The organism is Mesorhizobium sp. M1143, assembly GCF_040318435.1.
Taxonomy (GTDB): domain Bacteria; phylum Pseudomonadota; class Alphaproteobacteria; order Rhizobiales; family Rhizobiaceae; genus Mesorhizobium.
This window is the reverse complement of record NZ_JAMYMJ010000001.1, coordinates 209332-228997: the sequence shown is the minus strand read 5'-3', so window position 1 is coordinate 228997 and position 19666 is coordinate 209332. Positions and strand designations below refer to the sequence as shown.

The following is a 19666-nucleotide window of genomic DNA, read 5'->3' as shown; positions in this document are numbered from 1 at the left end:
CCAGGAGTATTACATGCGAAAGCTCATTGTTTCGGCAGCCGCCGCTGCCCTTCTCGCTTCCGGTTCGGTCGCCTTTGCCGCGGTCAAGCACACCACCGGTACGGTCAAGACCTATGATGGCACGGCCATGAGCCTTGTTCTGGACGATGGATCCACCTTCACGCTGCCCCAGACCTTCAAGGATCCAGGCTTGAAGGCCGGCGAAAAGGTCCGCGTTTCCTGGGACATGAGCGGCAAGAACAAGGTTGCCGAGTCCGTCAAGATCGTGAAGTGATGGGGACAAGACCGAACGGTCTCGCCTTGGCTTAGCCTGACAAGAGGGGGAGGGGCAGCGCTGCTCCGCCTTTTTCGCACCCACGGCAACTAAAATGGTCGAACCGTGTTATGCTAGCTCCCCCGTGCGCGCCCCCGAAACCGACTGCTGTGACAGGGCGCGGAACAGGAGATGGCGGAGCTTCGTGTGCCCATGAGAGGCACATGCTCCAAGGAGGAAAGGAGAAAATCCCATGAAGGAATTCCATTGCGGCTCGCTGGTTCCCGGCTGTGAGTGGCACACGCGTGCCGGTGAGGAAGCCGAGGTCATGCGCCGCGCCGTCGACCATATGCGCGAGACACATGGCGAAACGGTCATTCGAGAGACGATGATCGAGGCGATCCGCTCGCGCATCGAGAAAGTTCGCGACGCGGCCTGAGCAGTCCTATCTGGCCTTCAAGGCTTCCGCGGCGCGCTCCAGCAGCGCGTCGCGATCGAGCGCAAAGCCGGACCCGATCCATTCCTTTTCCAGGTTTTTCAGGATCGCACCGAGTATTGGCCCCGGCGACGCGCCAAGCGCCGTCAGATCGCCGCCCTTGACTGGGAACACCGGTTTTTCCCATTTCAGCGCAAAAGCGAGCAGGCGCGAAAACCCGCCGGCCTGAACCAGCGCGTCATTGTCCTCGAGAGCCCGCGCTCGCGCCGACGCCAGCGACAGCCGCAGGCGATCGAGAAAACCCTGGCGCTCGCCGGAATAGAGTTTCTTGGCCAGTTCCGCTTCGCTTGTCTTGGGCTCGACGGCAGCCGTCAGCGCCCAGTGGCGCAGGCGCTCCGCCTCAGTGGTCGAAAGTTTCAGCCGCTCGGCCAGTGTCTTCATCCGCGCCGCATCGGGCGGCACGATCGCCTCCAGCCTGAGCAGCGGGTCCGGCGCCCAGCCCAGATCCTTCTCTGTCTTGGTCAGCCCATGAATGGCATCGATGCCCCATTTCTCGCTTTCCGGCAGGGCGCTGGTGAGCACGCCGGCCTGGCGCATCCACAGCAAGGCGCGCGACGGATCTGGGGCCGATAACAACTTCTTCAGCTCGGACCAGATGCGTTGAGCCGAGAGATGGGCGAGACCGTCCTTGAGCCGGGCGCAGGCCTTCAATCCCTCGGCATCGGGCCGACCCTCGCCATACCAGGCGAAAAAGCGGAAGAAACGCAGGATGCGCAGATAGTCTTCGCGGATCCGCTGCTCGGCATCGCCAATGAAGCGCAGCCTTCGTGCCTCGATATCGCCGACGCCGCCGACCAGGTCCACGACCGTCCCGTCAGCCTCCGCATAGAGCGCGTTGATGGTGAAATCGCGCCGTTCGGCGTCGGCCTTCCAGTCGCGGCCGAACGACACTTTGGCGCGGCGGCCATCGGTCTCGATGTCGGCGCGCAGCGTGGTGACCTCATAGGGCGCGCCGCCGGCAATCACCGTGATCGTGCCGTGCTCGATGCCGGTCGGCACCGCCTTGAAGCCCGCCGCCTCGGCGCGGCGAACGGTTTCCTCGGGCAGGCAAGTGGTAGCAACGTCGATATCGGCGACCGGCTGCCCAATCAGCGCATTGCGCACCGCGCCGCCCGCGATGCGGGCTTCCTCGCCGCCCTGCGCCAGCACGGCAAGCAGCCGCTGCAGATGCTTTTCACCCAGCCAGTCGGCTCTGCCCGCCAGCGATACCGGATCACTCAAGCATAGAGCCTTTCATAGAGGGTGCGGATGATGCCGGCGGTGACGCCCCAGATGCGCTGGCCGCCATAGGGCATATCGTAGAAGAACCATTCCAGATCGTTCCACATGCGGCTGTCCCTGGTGTGGTTGGCCGGATCCATCAGGAACGAGAGCGGCACTTCGAAGGCGGCATCGACCTCGTCGGCATTGAGCGACAGCGTAAAACCGGGCTGCACGACCGCCAGCACCGGGGCGATGCGATAGCCGCTGCCGGCGACATAATCGGGCATGCGGCCGATGATCTCAATGCGGTCCTGGCCGAGCCCGATCTCCTCGAAGGTTTCGCGCAAGGCCGCTGCTTCCGGGGTCGCATCGGTGGGATCAATGGTGCCGCCGGGAAAAGCCACCTGCCCGGAATGGCTGCGCAGTTTTTCCGCCCGCTTGGTCAAAAGCACGGTCGCATCGCGTCCATGATCGACGACCGGGATCAGCACCGCGGCGTCGCGCAGCGCTTTGAGCTGCGTCAACCGTGGATGGCCGGGGTTGAAGCGATGATCGCCATAATCGTCGCCGGCATGGACTTCAGCTTGCGCCGCGACCCGCGCGCGAAAATCCGCTGTGGAAAACGGCGGCGGCCTCACCTGATCCATCATGCGCTCAGCCGCTTCAGTTTTTCCGCCGGCATGATCGGATAGATTTCGCCTTTCGAGCGCACGGCAAACATCGTCTTGCCGCCGATATCGATCTCCTCGCCATGCTCGACCAGTTCGTACATCACCGGCCGCGCCACCAGCGCTTCCAGCCGCCCGCGCACCAGCACATAGGGTTTCAGGCCGCCGGTCTCGTTCTCGTCGACGAAGCGCAGCGGATGGCCAGGCCCGGCCTCGACGACATCGCCGACATTGGTGCGGAAGGTGATGGTCTGCTCGGCGCCGGCGCCGGAAACATCCATTTCAACCGCGATGAAAGGCGCGTCCACGACGCGGATGCCGACCCGTTCGACCGGCGTCACCAGATAGGTCCTGCCATCCTCGTCCTTGCGCAGCACGCTGGAAAACAGCTGCACCAGCGGCATGCGGCCGATCGGCGTGCCGAGATAGAACCACGTTCCGTCTTGTTTGATCTCCATGTCGAGATCGCCGCAGAAGTCGGGATTCCAGCGCTCCACCGGCGCCGCGCCCTTGCCGGCGCGAGCCGCACGCGAGATCAACGCTTCGAGACCGCGCGCCTCGGTTGCGGCAGCAAGGCTGTGTTCGCGATGTTCGGAGCGTTCCGTCATGGTCACGAAATAGTCACTGTTGTTCCGCTTGTCAGCCTAAGTCTGTGATTTAAATTCATTCGTAGGCGCCAGGCGAAGCCGAATCGCGGCATTCTAAGGCACACTGCAGTGCAAGCCGGTACTTCCAGCACAAGGATCGATGCGGCATGAGCGTAATGGTCAAGGAAAGCCCAATCAGCGAAAAGGACATGATCGCCCAGGCCGAGACTGCGCTGGCCGATATTTCCAGGGTGCGCGACGGCGTCGGCCGCGTCATTTTCGGCCAGGAAGTGGTGGTCGAGCGCACGCTGGTGGCGCTGCTTGCCGGCGGCCATGCGCTGCTGGTCGGCGTGCCCGGCCTTGCCAAGACCAAGCTGGTCGAAACGCTCGGTGTCGTGCTCGGCCTCGATTCGCGCCGCATCCAGTTCACACCCGACCTGATGCCGTCGGACATTCTCGGCTCAGAGGTGATGGAACAGGACGAGGCCGGCAAGCGCTCCTTCCGCTTCATCTCCGGCCCGATCTTCGCGCAATTGCTGATGGCCGACGAGATCAACCGCGCCTCGCCGCGCACCCAGTCGGCGCTGCTGCAGGCGATGCAGGAATATCACGTCACCATCGCCGGCATTCGCCACGACCTGCCCGCGCCCTTCCATGTACTGGCGACGCAAAACCCGCTGGAGCAGGAAGGCACCTATCCCCTGCCCGAAGCGCAGCTCGACCGCTTCCTGATGCAGGTCGACATCCTTTATCCCGAAATCGAGGCCGAGCGGCGCATCCTGCTCGAAACCACCGGCATCGAGGACGCCAAGGCGCAAAACGTCCTGCAGCCGGCGCGGCTGAGGGAAATCCAGACGCTGATCCGCCGTATGCCGGTGCCCGAAAGCGTCGTCGACGCCATCCTCAAACTGGTGCGTTCGGCGCGTCCCGGCCAGGGCAATGCCGAGACCGACAAGCATGTCGCCTGGGGTCCCGGCCCGCGCGCCAGCCAGGCGCTGACGCTGTGCGCCCGTGCGCGCGCGCTTTATGACGGGCGGCTGGCGCCGTCGGTGGACGACATCCGCGCGCTGGCCGAACCGGTGCTGCAGCACCGCATGGCGCTGACCTTTGCCGCCCGCGCCGAGGGCACGACCGTGCGCGACGTGGTAGCGAAACTGGCCAAAGGAATCTGATGGCGCGTATCGGCGAAGTCCAGGCACCGGCAGCGACGCGCGACGCGCTCGCCAGGGGCCGGTTGCGGGCTTCGCTGGTGCCGGACCTGCTGGTCGAGGCACGCCGTATCGTCAATACGGTAATTGCCGGCTGGCATGGCCGCCGCAAGCGCGGCATCGGCGAGAATTTCTGGCAGTTCCGCCCCTATGTCGAAGGCGATTCCTCGCGCATCGACTGGCGCCGTTCGGCCCGGGACGACCACACCTATGTGCGCGACCGCGAATGGGAAGCAGCCCACACGGTGTGGCTTTGGGCCGACCCATCGCCCTCCATGCTCTACAAATCGACTGGCGCCAGCGTTTCCAAGGAATCGCGCGCGCTGGTGCTGGCACTGGCCATGGCCGAATTACTATCTCGCAGCGGCGAGCGCATCGCCTGGCCCGGCCTGACCGATCCGTTCACCGCCCGCAACGGCGCCGAGCGCATCGCGGCGCAATTGATGCACGCCGCCGACCCGCCGGCAAAGCCTGACCTGTCCGCCATCCGCCGCTTCTGCGACATCGTCGTCGTCAGCGATTTCCTCGACCCGGTCGAGGAGACCATGGAATGGCTCGATGTGCTGGCGCGGCATGGCGTGCGTGCGCATCTGATCGAGGTTGCCGATCCGGCGGAGGAGACCTTTCCCTATGCCGGCCGCACCGAATTCACCGATCCCGAGACCGGCGACAAGCTGACCGCCGGCCGCGCCGAAATGCTCGGCGACGAATACCGCCTGCTCTACACCGCCCGCCGCCAGGAGTTGGCCAGCTGGTGCAAGCGCCTCGGCTGGAGCTACACCGTCAACCACACCGACCGCCTCGCTTCCGAGGCGTTGGTGCGCATCCACATGGCGATGACCGCCGATGGCGCATTCGTGGGAAAGGCCGGCGCATGAGCTGGCTGCCGCTCTCCTTTGGCGCTCCCATGGTGTTGTGGGGCCTGCTGGCGCTGCCGGTGATCTGGTGGCTGCTCAGGCTCACACCGCCCAAGCCGCAGTCCGAAATATTTCCGCCGCTGAAGATCCTCGCTCGCGTGCTGAAGCGCGAGGAAACGCCGCAGCAGAGCCCGTGGTGGCTGACGCTGCTGCGGCTGTTGATGGCAGCCCTTGTCGTCGCGGCATTAGCCGAACCCGTTTTCAATCCGCGCGAAAAATTGCCGGCCGAGGGCGCCGCCCTGGCGCTCGTCATCGACAATGACTGGGCGAGTGCCGCCGACTGGGGCAAGCGCGTCGCCACCGCCCAGCGGCTGATCGCCGATGCCGGTTCGAACGGCGTACCGGTCGTCATCGCCTTCACCGCCGAAAAGCCGAACGCCGAAATCGGCCCCTTCGATGCGGCGGCTGCCCTCGACCGGCTGCGCGCCGCCAAGCCGAGGCCGATTCCGGCCGACCGACCCGCTGTCTATGCCCGCGTCGCCGGCGTGCTGGAAACTTTGCCCGGCGCCAGCGTTGCCGTTCTCGCCGACGGCCTTGCGGCAAAGGGCGACGAGGCCGCCTTCAACACACTGCTGTCGAAAAACGCCGCCCGTGTCGTCTGGGCCGATTCCGACCGGCTGGCGCTGACTGGGCTCACCGGCGCCGATAACGAGGTCGACGGCTTCGCCCTGACCGCCATCCGCGCGCCCGGCGACCCGGCGCCGGCACAAGTCCCCGCCGGCGCCTTCGACGACAAGGGCCGCCGCATCGCCGACGCGACGCTGACCTTCGCGCCGGGTCAGACCACCGCCACCGGCACGATGGCGGTGCCGTTCGAACTGCGCAACGACTTCGCCTCGATCGCGCTCGACGGCGAACGCCAGGCAGGTGCGGTGCGCGTGCTCGACGAAAGCTCCAAGCGCCGCCGCGTCGGACTTTTATCGCAGGCCGAGGCCGACCAGGCGCAGCCGCTCCTGTCGCCGCTCTATTACATCAGGCGCGCGCTGCAGCCTTTCGCCGATCTGGTCGAACCGTCGAGCGTCGATCTCGCCGACGCCATCCCGCAGCTTCTCGACCAGAAGCCGGCGATGATCGTCATGGCCGATATCGGTACCATTCCGCCGCAGGTCCATCAGCGGCTGGTCGACTGGGTCGACAATGGCGGCACGCTGGTGCGCTTTGCCGGTTCGCGGCTGGCCGCCGCCGGCAATGACGATGATCTGTTGCCGGTCAGGCTGCGCACCGGCGAGCGCTCGCTTGGCGGCGCGCTGTCATGGACGACGCCGCAAGCGGTGACCGAATTCCCGAAGAACGGCCCGTTCGCCGACCTCGCACCGCCGGCCGAGGTCACAGTGAGCCGGCAGGTGTTGGCCGAACCGACGCCGGACATCGTCGAGCGCACCTGGGCAACCCTTGCCGATGGCACCCCGCTGGTGACCGGGTTGAAGAAGGGCAAGGGCACGCTGGTGCTGTTCCATATCACCCCGGAAGCGACATGGTCGACGCTGCCGATCTCCGGCAGCTTCGTCGAGATGCTGCGGCGCATCGTGCAGCTGTCGCGCAACCAGGGTGCGGCGGTTGCCAACGCCGAAGCCGCTGCTACGTCGCTGGCGCCTTATCGCATGATAGCCGCCGACGGCACTTTGGTGCCGCCGACGCCGGACGCACGACCGCTGGTCCCTGGCGCCGGCTCGCTGCCGGTGACGTTCGAGAACCCGCCCGGCCTCTATGGCTCGGAAACCGGCGTTTTCGCCCACAATCTGCTCGACCCGGCCACCGCCTTCGCGCCGCTGGTGCGCCCGCAATTCACAGTGCCGGTGACCAATATCCAGTACGCTTTCGATGAATCGCGCGACCTCAAGGGATCGCTGGTCACAGCGGCACTTGTGCTTATGCTGCTCGACACGCTGGCGGTGTTCTGGATGGGCGGGCTGATGTCGCGCCGACCGCGCCGCGCCCGATCGGCCGCGGCAACGACGGCTGCGCTGCTGCTTGGCCTCGGCATGCTGTTTGGCCATGCCGACCTCGCCCGCGCCGACGACGCCAAGCCCGGCGATGCCGCCGCTATCGAGGACATTGCCAAGACCCGCATCGCCTATGTGCTGACCGGTGTGCCCGGTGACGATTCGATCAGCCGCGCAGGGCTCGAAGGCTTGACCCGCTTCCTGATCGAGAAGACCGCGCTCGAGCCGGGCGCGCCGGCGGGCGTCGATATCTCGAAGGACGAGCTTTCCTTCTATCCGCTGATCTACTGGCCGATCGATCCCTCCGCGCCGATGCCGAGTCAAGCCGCGATCGCCCGCATCGACGCCTATATGCAGCAGGGCGGCACGGTGCTGTTCGACACGCGCGACCAGTTCGCCAACGGCATCGGTGCGGATTCGGCGAGCCCGGCGACGGAACGGTTGCGCGACATTCTCGGCAATCTCAACGTGCCGCCGCTGGAGCCGGTGCCCGCCGACCATGTGCTGACCAAATCCTTCTTCATCCTGCCCGAATTTCCCGGCCGCTTCTCCGGCAGCCCGCTCTGGGTGGAAGCCTCGCTCGAGGCCAGCAATGCCGAGAATCGGCCGGTACGCGTCGGCGACGGCGTCTCGCCGATCCTGATCACCGCCAATGATTTTGCCGGCGCCTGGGCCGTCGACGAGAATGGTGACCCGCTTTTGCCGACCGTGCCATCGGATCCGATGCAGCGCATCTATGCGCTGCGCGCCGGCGTCAACATCATGATGTACATGCTGACCGGCAACTACAAATCCGACCAGGTGCACGTGCCGATCCTGCTCGAACGGCTGGGGCAGTAAGCCTATGAACTGGTCGATTTCCTTCGAACCGCTGCTGTCCTGGCCCTTGCTGGCTTTGGTGCTCGCACCGCTGCTGGTGCTGGCGGCTGTCGGCTTGTGGTTTCGCCAGCGCGGCGCGATCTTCCGCTTCGCGGCGCTGATTGCGCTGGGCGCAGCACTCCTCAATCCGGTCTTCCTCGATGAGGAGCGCGAGGCGCTGAAGAGCGTCGTTGCCGTCATCGTCGACCGCAGCCAGAGCCAGGATATCGGCGACCGGACCAAACAGACCGACGAAGCGCTTGCCGGTTTGCAGCAGCGCCTTGGCCGCTTCAAGCAGTTCGACGTCCGCGTCGTCGAGGCCGGCAAGTCGGAAGCCGCCGACGAGCGCACCGAGACCAAGCTTTTTGCAGCGCTTGAAGGCGCCTTCCGCGACGTGCCGCCCTCGCGCATCGGTGGCGCCATCATGATCACCGATGGCGAGGTGCATGACGCACCGGCCGCCCCCGACTTCAATGCGCCGCTGCACGCGCTGATCACCGGCAACGAGCACGAGAAGGACCGCCGCATCCGCTTCGAGAACGCGCCGCGCTTCGGCCTCGTCGGCAAGCCGCTCGACATGACCTACCGCGTCATCGCCACCGACGGCGAAACCGGCCCGGTCGATGTCCGCGTCTCGGTCAATGGCGAGCAGGTCGCGGTCGAAGAGGCGACCATCGGCCAGGCGATGCCGCTGCAGGTGACCATCCCCGGCGCCGGCCGGAACATCGTTGAACTCTCCATCGACCGCGAGCCGGGCGAACTGACCGACGCCAACAACCGCGCCATCGCGCTGATCGACGGCATCCGCGAGAACTTGCGCGTGCTTTTGGTTTCCGGCGAACCGCATGCCGGCGAGCGCACCTGGCGCAATCTGCTGAAATCCGACGCCTCGGTCGATCTCGTCCATTTCACCATTTTGCGGCCGCCGGAAAAGCAGGACGGCACGCCGATCAACGAACTGTCGCTGATCGCCTTCCCGACCCGCGAGTTGTTCGTCGAGAAGATCAAGGATTTCGATCTCATCATCTTCGACCGCTACCAGCACCGCGACGTGCTGCCGATCCTCTATTACGACTACATCTCCGAATATGTCGAAAAGGGCGGCGCGCTGCTGATTGCCGCCGGGCCGGAATATGCCGGCGACGCCTCGATCGCCCGCACCCCGCTAATGTCATCGCTGCCGGCAATGCCGACCGGCGAAGTCATCGACAAGGCCTTCTATCCGCGCCTCACCGATCTCGGCCAGCGCCATCCGGTGACGCGCGGCCTCGACGGCTCGGCGACCGAGCCGCCGCGCTGGAGCCGCTGGTTCCGCACCATCGGCGTGCAGAACCCCGAAGGCGAAGTGGTGATGAAGGGCGCCGACAACCGCCCGCTGCTTCTGCTCGATCATAAGGGCGAAGGCCGCGTCGGCATGCTTCTGTCCGATCAGGGCTGGCTATGGGCGCGCGGCTTCGAGGGTGGCGGGCCGCATGTCCAGCTTTACCGCCGCATCGCCCACTGGCTGATGAAGGAACCTGAACTTGAGGAAGAGCGGCTGACCGCCGGCGGCCGCGGCATGATGCTGGAAATCCGCCGCCAGACGATGAGCGACGATCCCGGCCCGGCGCAGGTGATCACCCCTTCGGGCAAGGCGCTGATCGTCAAGCTGGAGAAGTCCGAACCCGGCGTTTTCCTGGGCAGCATCGAGACCAAGGAGATCGGCCTCTACCAGATCGGCAATGGTGACCTGACCGCACTCGCCCATGTCGGCCCGGTCAACGCGCCGGAATTCTCCGACGTCGTCTCTACCGAGGACCGCTTGAAGGCTCCGACTGAGGCCACCGGCGGCAGCGTGCGCCGGCTGGCGGCCTCCTCCACCCTTGGCCAGCTCACCGGCAGCGTCGCCCTGCCCTCCATCGTCCCGGTCCGCGCCTCCGGTGCGGCCTCGGGCGCAGACTGGATCGGCCTGCGCAGCAGCGACGACAGCGTGCTCAAAGCCGTCTCGCGCGTACCCCTGTTCGGCGGCTTCCTCGGCCTTTGCCTGCTGCTGCTGGCCATGGGCGCGATGTGGTACAGAGAGGGAAGGTAAGGATCCCTTCTCCCCGTCACTATACGGGGAGAAGGTGCCGGCAGGCGGATGAGGGGCAGCGCGAGCCTGAGATTGTTGGCAATCTCCTCGGCCCGCGCAAGCGAACTGTCATCGACCTCGGCGCTGCCCCTCATTGTCCTGCCGGACATTTCTCCCCGTATAATGACGGGGAGAAAGACGCTCAACCTACTCCTCCGGCTCCGTCGTAAACAGCAGCGGGTACCCCTTGGCCTTGGCCGCGTCGACGGCCCGTGTCGCCTTGGTCTCGGCGACATCCCTGGTGAAGACGGCAACGACGCAAACGCCGAGCCGGTGCGCGGTGATCATCACCCGGTTAGCCTGGTCTTCGCTGAGCTTGAACTCGCCCTTCAGCACCGTCACCACGAATTCGCGCGGCGTAAAATCGTCATTGATGAGGATGACCTTGTAGAGCTTCGGCCGCTCGGTCCGCGGCTTGGTCTTGGTGCGGGGTTTGGAACTGATTTCAGGCATCGGGAACCGGTATCGCGCGAGGGGTCGCTCTCACTTTGTCATGGGGGAAAGCCGTCGTCCATTTTGATCGGCGCGCCAAACCGGCTTCCCGGAAGTGCTGCCGTTCACAAATTTAGGAAGTGTATGCTGCGGTTCAACGGCCCTGGCGATTGGCGACGCGACGAGCCTGGAATTGCCGTGCGCTGGATGCCGCATCCGGCCTTGATCCGGCCGCCTTGTATTCGACCCAGGCGACCGCGAGCCAGCCGAAGAAGCAGGCCAGCGCCGCGCCGGTGATCACGGTAAGCAGCAGGCTTTGCCATGGTGTGATGTATTGCCAGCTGCTGGAGATTGCCGGTGCAAACAGCGACGGCTCTGTGCGCCCGCTCACCGGATCGGGCACCGGGCTGGCGGTGAACTGGATCAGCACCCTGACCATTGCCGAGGCCACAAGGCCGCCGATGGCCATCGAGCGCAGAATGGATGAAAGCCGCTTCTTCATGCGGGCTATCCTACCGGATCTGCATTGCAAACGGGTTAAAGTCCTGGGTGGCCGGCACCCATCAACGGGTAATCATGCTCACACGACAAGGCCGCTCCAGCCGGGGGGGTGCTGGAGCGGCCTTGTTACAGACAAGCCTGTTGGCTGTCTGGATCAGGCCTTCGGGGCGTCCGTCTTGACGACCTTCTTCGCCTTCTTGTGCTTCTTGACGGGCTTCTTGGCGACGACCTTCTTCACCGGGGGCTTGGCGGTCGTGGTCGCCGGAGCGGTGGTCGTGGAAGCAGCCGGAGCAGCGGTCGTGGTGGCAGCGGCATTGCCCAGAGCCGGCATTGCGAAAGCGAGAGCGACGGCGAGACCGGTGGCGGAGAGGATGGACTTTTTCATGGCTTCATTTCCTTCTTTGTGCGGGTCGTGTTTCGAGTGTCACTGAACCGGGTCGATCGGTGTCACTCCAAGCAGCTTCAAAGCGTTCGCGAGCATCCGGATACCCTGTGCCTGTTTCTTGTTGGCGCAGAACCGGTTTCCCTTTCTTTGCAGTGCTTTCGCCGCGGTGACCTGCGTTGCCGCGGCATGGGTTTCAAGGGCTTCGTCTACCTGGCGATTGAGATCGATGCAGCGCTCGCTCCTTGTGATCGGCGTCACCTTTACGGTTGTGGCTCCGACCGCGGCTGTGACGAGCGGAATGCTGAGCAGCGCACCCATCAAGCTGATCGTGAACCTGTGCATTGGTGATGTCCGTTACTCCGGAGACTTCGCGTCGCAGCCGATGTCCTGACCGCCACGGCACCCTTTATGCCCTTGATTTTTTTCGGGAGTTTTTCCGGACTATAGAATTTTGTTTCTGAATTGTTTCTGGCAAATCGGCTTTGCGGGCGATCATCGCCGCTGGCCAACATGTGGCCAGAATTCTATCGTGTGGGTGACGCCACAGAAGCAGACTCAGAAGGCAGCCGCCGACCGGCCGCCAGCAATGACAGGATCGCCGTGAAATCCGATGCGCACATACTGATCGTCGACGACGACAAGGGCATTCGCGACCTGCTGCAGGAATTCTTCCAGAAGCGCGGCCTGCGCACCACGGTTGCCGCCGACGGCGTCGAGATGGAAGACATACTGCGCCGCACGCAGGTAGACCTGATCGTGCTTGATGTGATGCTGCCAGGAAAGAGCGGGCTGGAGCTCTGCCGCGACCTGCGCGCCAGCTACTCGACGCCGATCATCATGCTGACGGCGGTCACCGAGACCACCGACCGCGTCGTCGGCCTGGAAATGGGCGCCGACGATTATGTGCCCAAACCCTTCGATCCGCGCGAGCTGCTGGCCCGCATCCGCGCCGTTTTGAGGCGCAATGGTGCTGCTGAGCCGAAGCGCGCCACCACCAAGCAGATCTATCATTTCGCCGGCTGGACGATGGACTGCTCGCGCCGCCGGCTGATGGCGCCGGGCGACGTCAGGGTCGAGCTGACGATGGCGGAGTTCAACCTGTTGCAGACCTTCGTCAAAAGCGCGCAGCGCGTGCTCACCCGCGACCAGCTCATCGAGCTTTCCGGCGGCGACAGCGACTATTCCTTCGATCGCAGTATCGACATCCTGGTCAGCCGTCTCAGGCGCAAGATGGAAGACGACCCCAAGACGCCGAAACTGATCCTGACCGTGCGCAGCGGCGGCTACCAGTTCCTGCCCGAGACCACCTCCGAATGAGACGGTTCCTGCCGCAAACCCTGCCGGTCTGGGTTTTGCTCATCGTCATTGCCGGCCTGCTGATCAGCCAGGTCGCTACGCTCTATATCGTCTCGCGCGATCGCGCCGTCGCCAATGACGAGGTCGATCTCTACCGGCTTAACGACCGCGCCTATTCGCTGGTGCAGCTGATGCATGACGACACGCCGGAGCAGCGCAAGCTGACGGCCTCCGGTCTGTTCAACGCCACCTATGCGCTCACCGTTTCGGACACGCCCGCGATCACCTCGTCGATCGCCGGCGACGACGAACTGGCCGAACTCGAGGACATCCTGGTCGGGCGGCTGTCGAAATTCGGCATCACCGACGCCCGCGTCCGGCGCGATCCGGCAACCCAGGCAGCCAACGCGCCTGGCGGTGTGGCCGTGACCAAGGATGTCGGCGCGGTGGAGCGCGACCTGTTATCGCTGGCGGCCAGCTTCGCCCAGAGCGACAAGCTGACGGCATCTGTCCGCTTCGCCGACGGCCAATGGCTGAATTTCACCGAACCCAACACGCCGGTCGGACCGATATTGAGCTTCGACAGCCTGCCGCTCTATTCGCTGATCGCGGCCCTGGTGGTGATCATGTCGATCTGGTCGCTACGCCGGCTGACGGCGCCCTATCGGATGATGGAAACGGCGGTCAACCGGATCGGCACGGACCTGAAGAGCCCGCCGATCGCCGAGACCGGCAGCCGCGAAATCCGCGCCGCGGCCAAAGCCGTCAACGCCATGCAGGTGAGGCTGCGCGACTATGTCGAGGACCGCGAACATCTGGCCGCCGCGCTCGCCCACGATCTGCGCACTCCGCTGACCCGCATGCGGCTGCGCCTCGAGCTGTTGCGCAGATCGACGGCGCGCGAGGCGCTCGCCCACGACCTCGCCGACATCGAGAGCATCGCCAGCTCCGTCATCGACTTCGCCACCTTCGAAGTCACCGAGGAGAAGAGCGAGCGGATCGATTTCTGGTCGCTGGTGGAATCGATCGCCGACAGTTTCGAGGACGTCACGTTCGACCATGACGGCGCCAGGCCGCGTGGCATGATCTGCATGGCGCGGCCGGTGGCGCTCAAGCGCTGCGTCAACAATCTGGTCCAGAATGCCGTGACCTACGGCAAGAAAGCCCATGTCAGCCTGCGGCAGTCGGACGGCACGGTCACGCTGGTTATCCGCGACGAGGGGCCGGGCATACCGCAGGCGCAGCTCGACCAGGTGTTCGGTTCCTTCGTGCGGCTGGAGCAATCGCGCAACCGCCAGACCGGCGGTCTCGGGCTAGGCCTGACCATTGCCCGCAACATTGCGCGTGCCGCCGGCGGCGATGTCAACCTGTCCAACCATCCTCGCGGCGGCCTGCTGACGGAGCTCAGCCTGCCGCTGGCGGCATAAGGCAGCAGACTAGCGTCTCGATGGGCACCGGGGGTGGATCAACCAACCCAACCTTGCAATAGTGCGGCCGCTCGAACAGGAGGAGATCGCCGCATGCTTTACGCCATCCTGGCCTATCACGTCGAACAGACCATCCAGTCCCTGACGCCGCAGCAGGACGCGGCGCTGATGCACGACCTGCTCGAGGTCAATGCCAGATTGACCCGCGAAGGCAAGCTCGGGCCGGCGGCAAGACTGGGCGCGACCGCCGACGCCGTCACGCTGCGTGGTCCGGGAGACGGCATCGTCATCGACGGGCCGTTTGCCGAGACCAAGGAACAATTGCTGGGTCTTTATGTCCTCGACTGCGCCACGCAGGAGGCGGCGATTGCGGCTGCGCGCGACTTGCGCCGCGTGAACCCCTCGGCGGTGTACGAGATCCGGCCGATCACATTTTACCTTCCCGGCCTGGCGTTCCCCGTGACGAAGGGCGATTTCCAGGAGGCCGCCAGCGGCTGAGAGCCGCTTGCCCTACCCCATGGCCGGTCAGGCAGAAGCGATCTCGTTGCCCAGGCGGACCGTTTCGGCGACGAGAAGGTCGAGATCCTCGCGCCGGGTCCGGTGGTTGTTGATCGCCACCCTCAGGCAATGCTGGCCTTGCACCGTGGTATCGGAAATGGCGGCGATGCCTTCTTCCTGCAGCCTCAGCATGATCTCGGTGTTGAGCGCCTTCGAGCGCTCGCCATCGAGCCCTTCCGCGCGATAGCGGAAGCAGACGATGTTGATGCTGGTCGGCGCTGTCAGTTCGAGCGCCGGTTGAGCCTCGATCAGGCCTGAGAGATACTGCCCCTGCGCAATGTTCTGGTCGATCAGACGGCCGAATTTTTCGACGCCGTGTTCCCGCAGCGCCATCCACACTTTCAGCGCCTTGAAGCCGCGTGTCGTCTGCAGACCGTAATCGTGCAGCCATTGGCCGGAGGCGAGGCCGCGCGGTGTCGATTCCAGATATTCCGGCGTCACCGCGAAGGTCTTGCGATGCGCCGAGGCATCCCTGACCAGCGCGCAGCCTGCCTCGAACGGAGCGTGCAGCCATTTGTGGGGGTCGAGCGCGATGGAATCGGCCCATTCGATGCCGGCGACGCGATGTGCATTCTCAGGCGCGATCGCGATCAGCGCGCCGATGCAGCCGTCGACATGGAACCAGAGGTCCTCCTCATGCGCCAGCTTGGCCAGCGCCTGCAGATCGTCGATGGCGCCGGTGTTGACAGTGCCGGCGTTGCCGATGATGCAGGCCGGCTTGAACCCGGCCGCGCGATCTTCCGATATCGCAGTCCTCAAACCTTCAATGTCGATGCGCAGGCCGGCGTCGCTGGCAATGCGGCGCAGCGCCTTGTTGCCGAGACCGAGCGCTTCCATCCCCTTGCGGTGACAGGAATGGACCTGGTCCGAGCCATAGAAACGCAAAGGCTTTTCGATTGCTCCAACGCCGTGCTCGCGCACGCCGATGCCGGCCTTGGTGTTGCGCGCCACGGTGAGCCCGATGATGTTGGCCATCGAGCCGCCGCTGACCAGCGTGCCGCTGGCCGAAGCCGGCATGCCCATCATCTGCTTGCACCAGTCGACCACCTGGCCGTCCATCAGGGCGGCGGCATGGTTGCCGCCGCCGAGATTGGAGCCCTGGATTGCCGCCAGGAAATCGCCGATCGCGCCGGTAAAATTGCTCGACCCCATATACCAGGACCAGAAGCGCGGATGGATGTTGCCCATCGGATAGGGCATCACCTTGTCCACGACATCGCCATAGATGTCGGCAAGCGCGGTCGGCGATTGCGGCAGCGAGGCGGTGAAGAAATCCCTCACATCTCCAGGCATCTCCTGCCACACCGGCCGTTGCCTGACATCGCGCAGGTAAGCGACGGCATCGTCAACGATCCGATGCGACAGGCTTTGCACATCGGCCCAGTCCGAGGGGTCAAGCGTTTCCTCGGTACTGGTAGCCGAGTGTCCAGGCATCGCGTCCATGCAATTTGCTCCCGCGTCATCATGCCGGGAACTGGCAACCGGGCGTCGAGCGCGAGAGAGCAAGCTCTTCCGCATTCATCTCGGCCTCGATGCCGTCGAACAAAGGCGTGGTCATGTAGCGTTCACCGGTATCGGGAAGCATGCACAGGATCACCGATCCGGCCGGCGCTGTGCCGGCGATCTGGCGCGCCACGGCAAAAGCCGAACCGCCGGAAATGCCGGTGAAGATGCCTTCCTGCTGCGCCAGCGCCTTGGCCCATTTCATGCCCTCCGGCCCGGCGATCGGCATCACCTCGTCATAGAAGTTGCCATCGATGGCCTCCTGCAGGACGTGCGGGATGAAATCCGGCGTCCAGCCCTGGATCGGGTGCGGTTCGAAAGCCGGATGGCTGGCGGCCGGCGCTCCGCCGGCGCCACGCATCTGCCGCTTGCCGCTGCCGACAAGCTGCGCGTTGGCCGGTTCGGTGAGCACGATCCGGGTCTCAGGCCGCTCGCGGCGCAGCACCCGCGCCACGCCGGCGACGGTGCCGCCGGTGCCGTAGCCGGTGACGAAATAGTCGAGCCGCGAGCCGGCGAAATCGTTGACGATCTCGCGTCCCGTGGTAGCTTCATGAATGTCGGCGTTGGCCTTGGTCTCGAACTGGCGGGCCAGGAACCAGCCATTGGCTTCGGCCAGTTCCACCGCCTTCTTGTACATGCCGAAGCCTTTCTCGGCGCGCGGCGTCAGCACCACCTTGGCGCCCAGCATCCGCATCAGCTTGCGGCGCTCGACCGAGAAACTGTCGGCCATCGTCACCACCAGCTTGTAGCCCTTCTGCGCACAGACCATGGCAAGACCGATGCCGGTGTTGCCGCTGGTCGCCTCGACAATGGTCTGTCCAGGCTTGAGCGCGCCGGTGCGTTCACCTTCCTCGATGATGTTGAGCGCCAGCCGGTCCTTCACCGACGCCGCCGGATTGAAGAACTCGGCCTTGACGTAGATGGTGGCGTGCGCCGGTCCGAGATTGTTGACGCGGATGACCGGCGTGTCGCCGATGGTGTCGAGAATGCTGTCGAACAGGCGGCCGCGGCCGGCCGTGGTTCTGATTTTCTGCTGATGCAACATGGTAGACTCCTGGTTCTTGCTCACGGGCCGGTTACACACCGGCGGTTTGGGCGGCGAGATTTCGACACCTTGCCGCACTACAGGTCCTTGACGTGCGGCAGTGTGGTAAACACCACATTCGGCGCACAAATTTTGCGAGCCGGGTGCACTTTGTCGTGCTCGGTGGTAAAGCAGGGGCCGGCAGGTCAGCGTGGGAGCAGGCGTGGTATCTGGCGTGGAATCGAGCCTGGCGAGCAGCCATCAAGGTGTTGTCGTGCGCCTGTTTGGGCCGCCGACAATTGCGCGCGACGGCGTCCCGGTGGTCTTGCCGGCATCGCGCAAGCTGCGCGCGCTGCTGGCCTATCTGGCGCTGGCGCCCCATCCGGTCGGACGTGGCAAGCTCTGCGAGTTGCTGTGGGATGTTCCAAATGATCCCAGGGGTGAGCTGCGCTGGTGCCTGAGCAAGCTGCGGGCCGCGCTCGACGAACCGGGCCGCCGCAGGATCGAAACATCGGGCGATACGATCGCGCTCGATCTCGACGGCATCTCAGTCGACGTTCTGGATGTCGCGGCGGCGGCTGCCGCAGGCATCGAAACGCTCGAGCCGACGCGACTGCAGTTGCTCTCCGACCTGTTCGTCGGCGACTTCCTCGAAGGGCTGGAGATCGACCGCAGCCCTCTCTTCAACAGCTGGCTGACCGCGCAGCGCCGCCGTTTCGGTTCCTGCCAAGCTGCTATACTGGAACATCTGGTCAAGACGCTGCCGGCCGATTCCGAAGACGTCTCCGCCCATCTCGAAAAATGGCTGGAATTGACCCCGTTCGACAGCAGCGCCCATGTCGCACTCCTGGTGAGGCTGGCGCGGCGCGGCCAGTTCGGTGCCTGCGAGGACCATCTTGCCGCAGCAGCATCGCTCTTCCAATCGGAAGAGCTGGATTTTGGCCCTGTGCGCCAGGCGTGGCTTGCCATTCGCGCGGAACGTCACTGCGCGACTTTGCCGGCACAGCCTGCGGTAGCGCCGGTGGCGGGCCACAGCCCGATCGCGCGTGCCCCCACCGAAGCCGCGGCGCCCCACAAAGCTTCGCTTGCCGTGATGCCATTTGCCGAAGATGCCGGCGGCGTTTGTGGTGGGCTGGCCGACGGCTTGACCCACGACATCATTACCCGCCTCGCCAAGCTCAGGGACTTCTTTGTAATCGCCCGGGGCTCGGTCTTTGCGCTGGCAGAAAAGAACATCGCGCCGGAAGATGCCGGCCGCAGGCTGGATGTCGACTATGTCGCCACCGGCACGGTGCGCAGCCTGACCGGCCGCCTGATCGTCACCGTCGAGCTTGTCGAGGTGCGCACGGCCAGGATCGTCTGGGCCGAGACCTTCGAGCGCAAGCCCGAGGACATCTTCATTGTCCTCGACGATATCGGCAACAGCATCGTGGCCTTCATCTCATCCGAGATAGAGATGGTCGAGCGCAACCGCGCCATGCTGAAGGCGCCCAATTCGCTCAATGCCTGGGAGGCCTACCATCGAGGACTCTGGCATATGTATCGCTTCACCCGCAGCGAAAACGAGCAGGCCAGGCATTTCTTCGGCATCGCACTGCAGCAGGATCCGACCTTTACCCGCGCCTATGCCGGCCTGTCCTTCACCCATTGGCAGAGCGCCTTCCAGCGCTGGGGCGACCGCGACCAGGACAGCGCGCTTGCCTTTGAGGCGGCCGGCCAGAGCGTTTTGGTCGACGATCATAATCCCGCCGCGCACTGGGCGATGGGCCGGGCGCTGTGGCTGCGCGGCGAGGGTGATGCGTCCGTGCTAGAACTGCAAAGAGCCGTCGACCTCAGCCCGAACTTCGCGCTTGGCCACTATGCGCTGTCCTTCGTGCATTCGCAGTCGGGCGACCCGCACGCGGCGATCGGATCGTCGGATCATTCGCGCCATCTGTCGCCGTTCGACCCGATGCTGTTCGGCATGCTGGGCGCACGCGCCATGGCGCATGTCCGCCTCGGCCAGTTCGACGAGGCGGCCGAATGGGCGCTGAAGGCGGCCGCCCGCCCCAACGCACATGTCATCATCCTGTCGATCGCCGCCCACTGCCTGGCGTTGGCTGGGCGGCTGGACGAGGCGAAAAACTTCGCCGCCGCCATCCGCAAGACGCTTCCGGATTACCGAGCCGACGACTTCATCGACACCTTCCGCTTCGACCGGGATGCCACAGCCCTGTTCAAGCTCGGCGCCACGCGCATCGGGCTGGCTTAGAGCATGATCCCAAAAAGTGGGTACCGGTTTTTGGAAAAGATCATGC

19 protein-coding genes are annotated in these 19666 nt (G+C 64.9%); 10 read left to right on the top strand and 9 right to left on the bottom strand.

Going from position 1 to position 19666, the window contains the following annotated elements; all coding sequences use genetic code 11:
* Positions 1-13: 13 nt before the first annotated feature.
* A complete protein-coding gene (locus NKH35_RS01130; protein WP_352789604.1) occupies positions 14-274 on the top strand; it encodes a DUF1344 domain-containing protein in 261 nt (86 codons plus the stop codon).
* Positions 275-506: 232 nt separating this feature from the next.
* Entirely contained in the window at positions 507-692 is a 186-nt protein-coding gene (locus NKH35_RS01125; protein WP_023670013.1) for a DUF1059 domain-containing protein, read from the top strand.
* A gap of 6 nt (positions 693-698) precedes the next feature.
* Here the strand turns inward: NKH35_RS01125 and NKH35_RS01120 are convergent, their stop codons facing one another.
* The 3 genes from NKH35_RS01120 to NKH35_RS01110 are packed head-to-tail and all read right to left on the bottom strand — an operon-like array spanning position 699 to position 3228.
* The gene (locus NKH35_RS01120) at positions 699-1970 is read right to left on the bottom strand and encodes a CCA tRNA nucleotidyltransferase (RefSeq protein ID WP_352913127.1); all 1272 of its coding nucleotides are present in this window, start codon (positions 1968-1970) and stop codon (positions 699-701) included.
* On the bottom strand, positions 1967-2599 hold the full coding sequence (locus NKH35_RS01115) for a CoA pyrophosphatase (RefSeq protein ID WP_352913192.1): 633 nt from the start codon (positions 2597-2599) through the stop codon (positions 1967-1969). Before NKH35_RS01115 ends, NKH35_RS01120 begins: the two co-directional genes overlap by 4 nt.
* Positions 2599-3228 carry a DUF1285 domain-containing protein gene (locus tag NKH35_RS01110; RefSeq protein ID WP_023670010.1) on the bottom strand — a complete coding sequence of 210 codons (630 nt, stop codon included), beginning with the start codon at positions 3226-3228 and terminating at the stop codon, positions 2599-2601. Before NKH35_RS01110 ends, NKH35_RS01115 begins: the two co-directional genes overlap by 1 nt.
* Positions 3229-3374: 146 nt before the next feature.
* Between NKH35_RS01110 and NKH35_RS01105 the strand changes: the two genes are divergently transcribed.
* Genes NKH35_RS01105 through NKH35_RS01090 form a run of 4 tightly spaced genes read left to right on the top strand, consistent with a single transcriptional unit; the run spans position 3375 to position 10204 of the window.
* Complete coding sequence (locus NKH35_RS01105) at positions 3375-4379, top strand: AAA family ATPase (protein WP_023670009.1); 1005 nt, start codon at positions 3375-3377, stop codon at positions 4377-4379.
* Positions 4379-5293 (top strand): DUF58 domain-containing protein, encoded by a 915-nt coding sequence (locus NKH35_RS01100; protein ID WP_352744271.1) that lies wholly within the window; start codon positions 4379-4381, stop codon positions 5291-5293. The genes NKH35_RS01105 and NKH35_RS01100 overlap by 1 nt, the downstream gene beginning before the upstream one ends.
* Positions 5290-8115, top strand: coding sequence for a DUF4159 domain-containing protein (locus NKH35_RS01095; RefSeq protein WP_352913125.1), 2826 nt, complete (start codon positions 5290-5292; stop codon positions 8113-8115). Before NKH35_RS01100 ends, NKH35_RS01095 begins: the two co-directional genes overlap by 4 nt.
* 4 nt (positions 8116-8119) lie before the next feature.
* Positions 8120-10204, top strand: coding sequence for a hypothetical protein (locus NKH35_RS01090; protein WP_352913123.1), 2085 nt, complete (start codon positions 8120-8122; stop codon positions 10202-10204).
* A gap of 186 nt (positions 10205-10390) precedes the next feature.
* Here the strand turns inward: NKH35_RS01090 and clpS are convergent, their stop codons facing one another.
* From clpS to NKH35_RS01070, 4 genes are all read right to left on the bottom strand, one after another.
* Entirely contained in the window at positions 10391-10696 is a 306-nt protein-coding gene (gene clpS, locus NKH35_RS01085; protein WP_023670006.1) for an ATP-dependent Clp protease adapter ClpS, read from the bottom strand.
* A gap of 133 nt (positions 10697-10829) precedes the next feature.
* Positions 10830-11177 (bottom strand): hypothetical protein, encoded by a 348-nt coding sequence (locus NKH35_RS01080; protein ID WP_023713954.1) that lies wholly within the window; start codon positions 11175-11177, stop codon positions 10830-10832.
* A gap of 153 nt (positions 11178-11330) precedes the next feature.
* Positions 11331-11561: a hypothetical protein gene (locus NKH35_RS01075; protein WP_023670004.1), complete on the bottom strand. Its 231-nt coding sequence runs from the start codon at positions 11559-11561 to the stop codon at positions 11331-11333.
* 39 nt (positions 11562-11600) lie between these two features.
* Entirely contained in the window at positions 11601-11903 is a 303-nt protein-coding gene (locus NKH35_RS01070; RefSeq protein WP_023733365.1) for a hypothetical protein, read from the bottom strand.
* Between the two features lie 258 nt (positions 11904-12161).
* On the opposite strand from NKH35_RS01070, the gene NKH35_RS01065 reads away from it, so the two are divergent.
* The 3 genes from NKH35_RS01065 (at position 12162) to NKH35_RS01055 (ending at position 14782) form a co-directional block, all read left to right on the top strand.
* Positions 12162-12878 (top strand): response regulator, encoded by a 717-nt coding sequence (locus NKH35_RS01065; protein ID WP_023670002.1) that lies wholly within the window; start codon positions 12162-12164, stop codon positions 12876-12878.
* The gene (locus NKH35_RS01060; RefSeq protein WP_023733366.1) at positions 12875-14284 is read left to right on the top strand and encodes an ATP-binding protein; all 1410 of its coding nucleotides are present in this window, start codon (positions 12875-12877) and stop codon (positions 14282-14284) included. The genes NKH35_RS01065 and NKH35_RS01060 overlap by 4 nt, the downstream gene beginning before the upstream one ends.
* Positions 14285-14377: 93 nt before the next feature.
* Entirely contained in the window at positions 14378-14782 is a 405-nt protein-coding gene (locus tag NKH35_RS01055) for a YciI family protein (RefSeq protein WP_023733367.1), read from the top strand.
* Between the two features lie 27 nt (positions 14783-14809).
* Here the strand turns inward: NKH35_RS01055 and NKH35_RS01050 are convergent, their stop codons facing one another.
* A complete protein-coding gene (locus NKH35_RS01050; RefSeq protein WP_352913121.1) occupies positions 14810-16285 on the bottom strand; it encodes a pyridoxal phosphate-dependent decarboxylase family protein in 1476 nt (491 codons plus the stop codon).
* A gap of 19 nt (positions 16286-16304) precedes the next feature.
* Positions 16305-17390, bottom strand: coding sequence for a PLP-dependent cysteine synthase family protein (locus NKH35_RS01045; protein ID WP_023686154.1), 1086 nt, complete (start codon positions 17388-17390; stop codon positions 16305-16307).
* Between the two features lie 202 nt (positions 17391-17592).
* Between NKH35_RS01045 and NKH35_RS01040 the strand changes: the two genes are divergently transcribed.
* Positions 17593-19620, top strand: coding sequence for a transcriptional regulator (locus NKH35_RS01040; RefSeq protein WP_050588536.1), 2028 nt, complete (start codon positions 17593-17595; stop codon positions 19618-19620).
* The last annotated feature ends 46 nt before the right edge of the window (positions 19621-19666 follow it).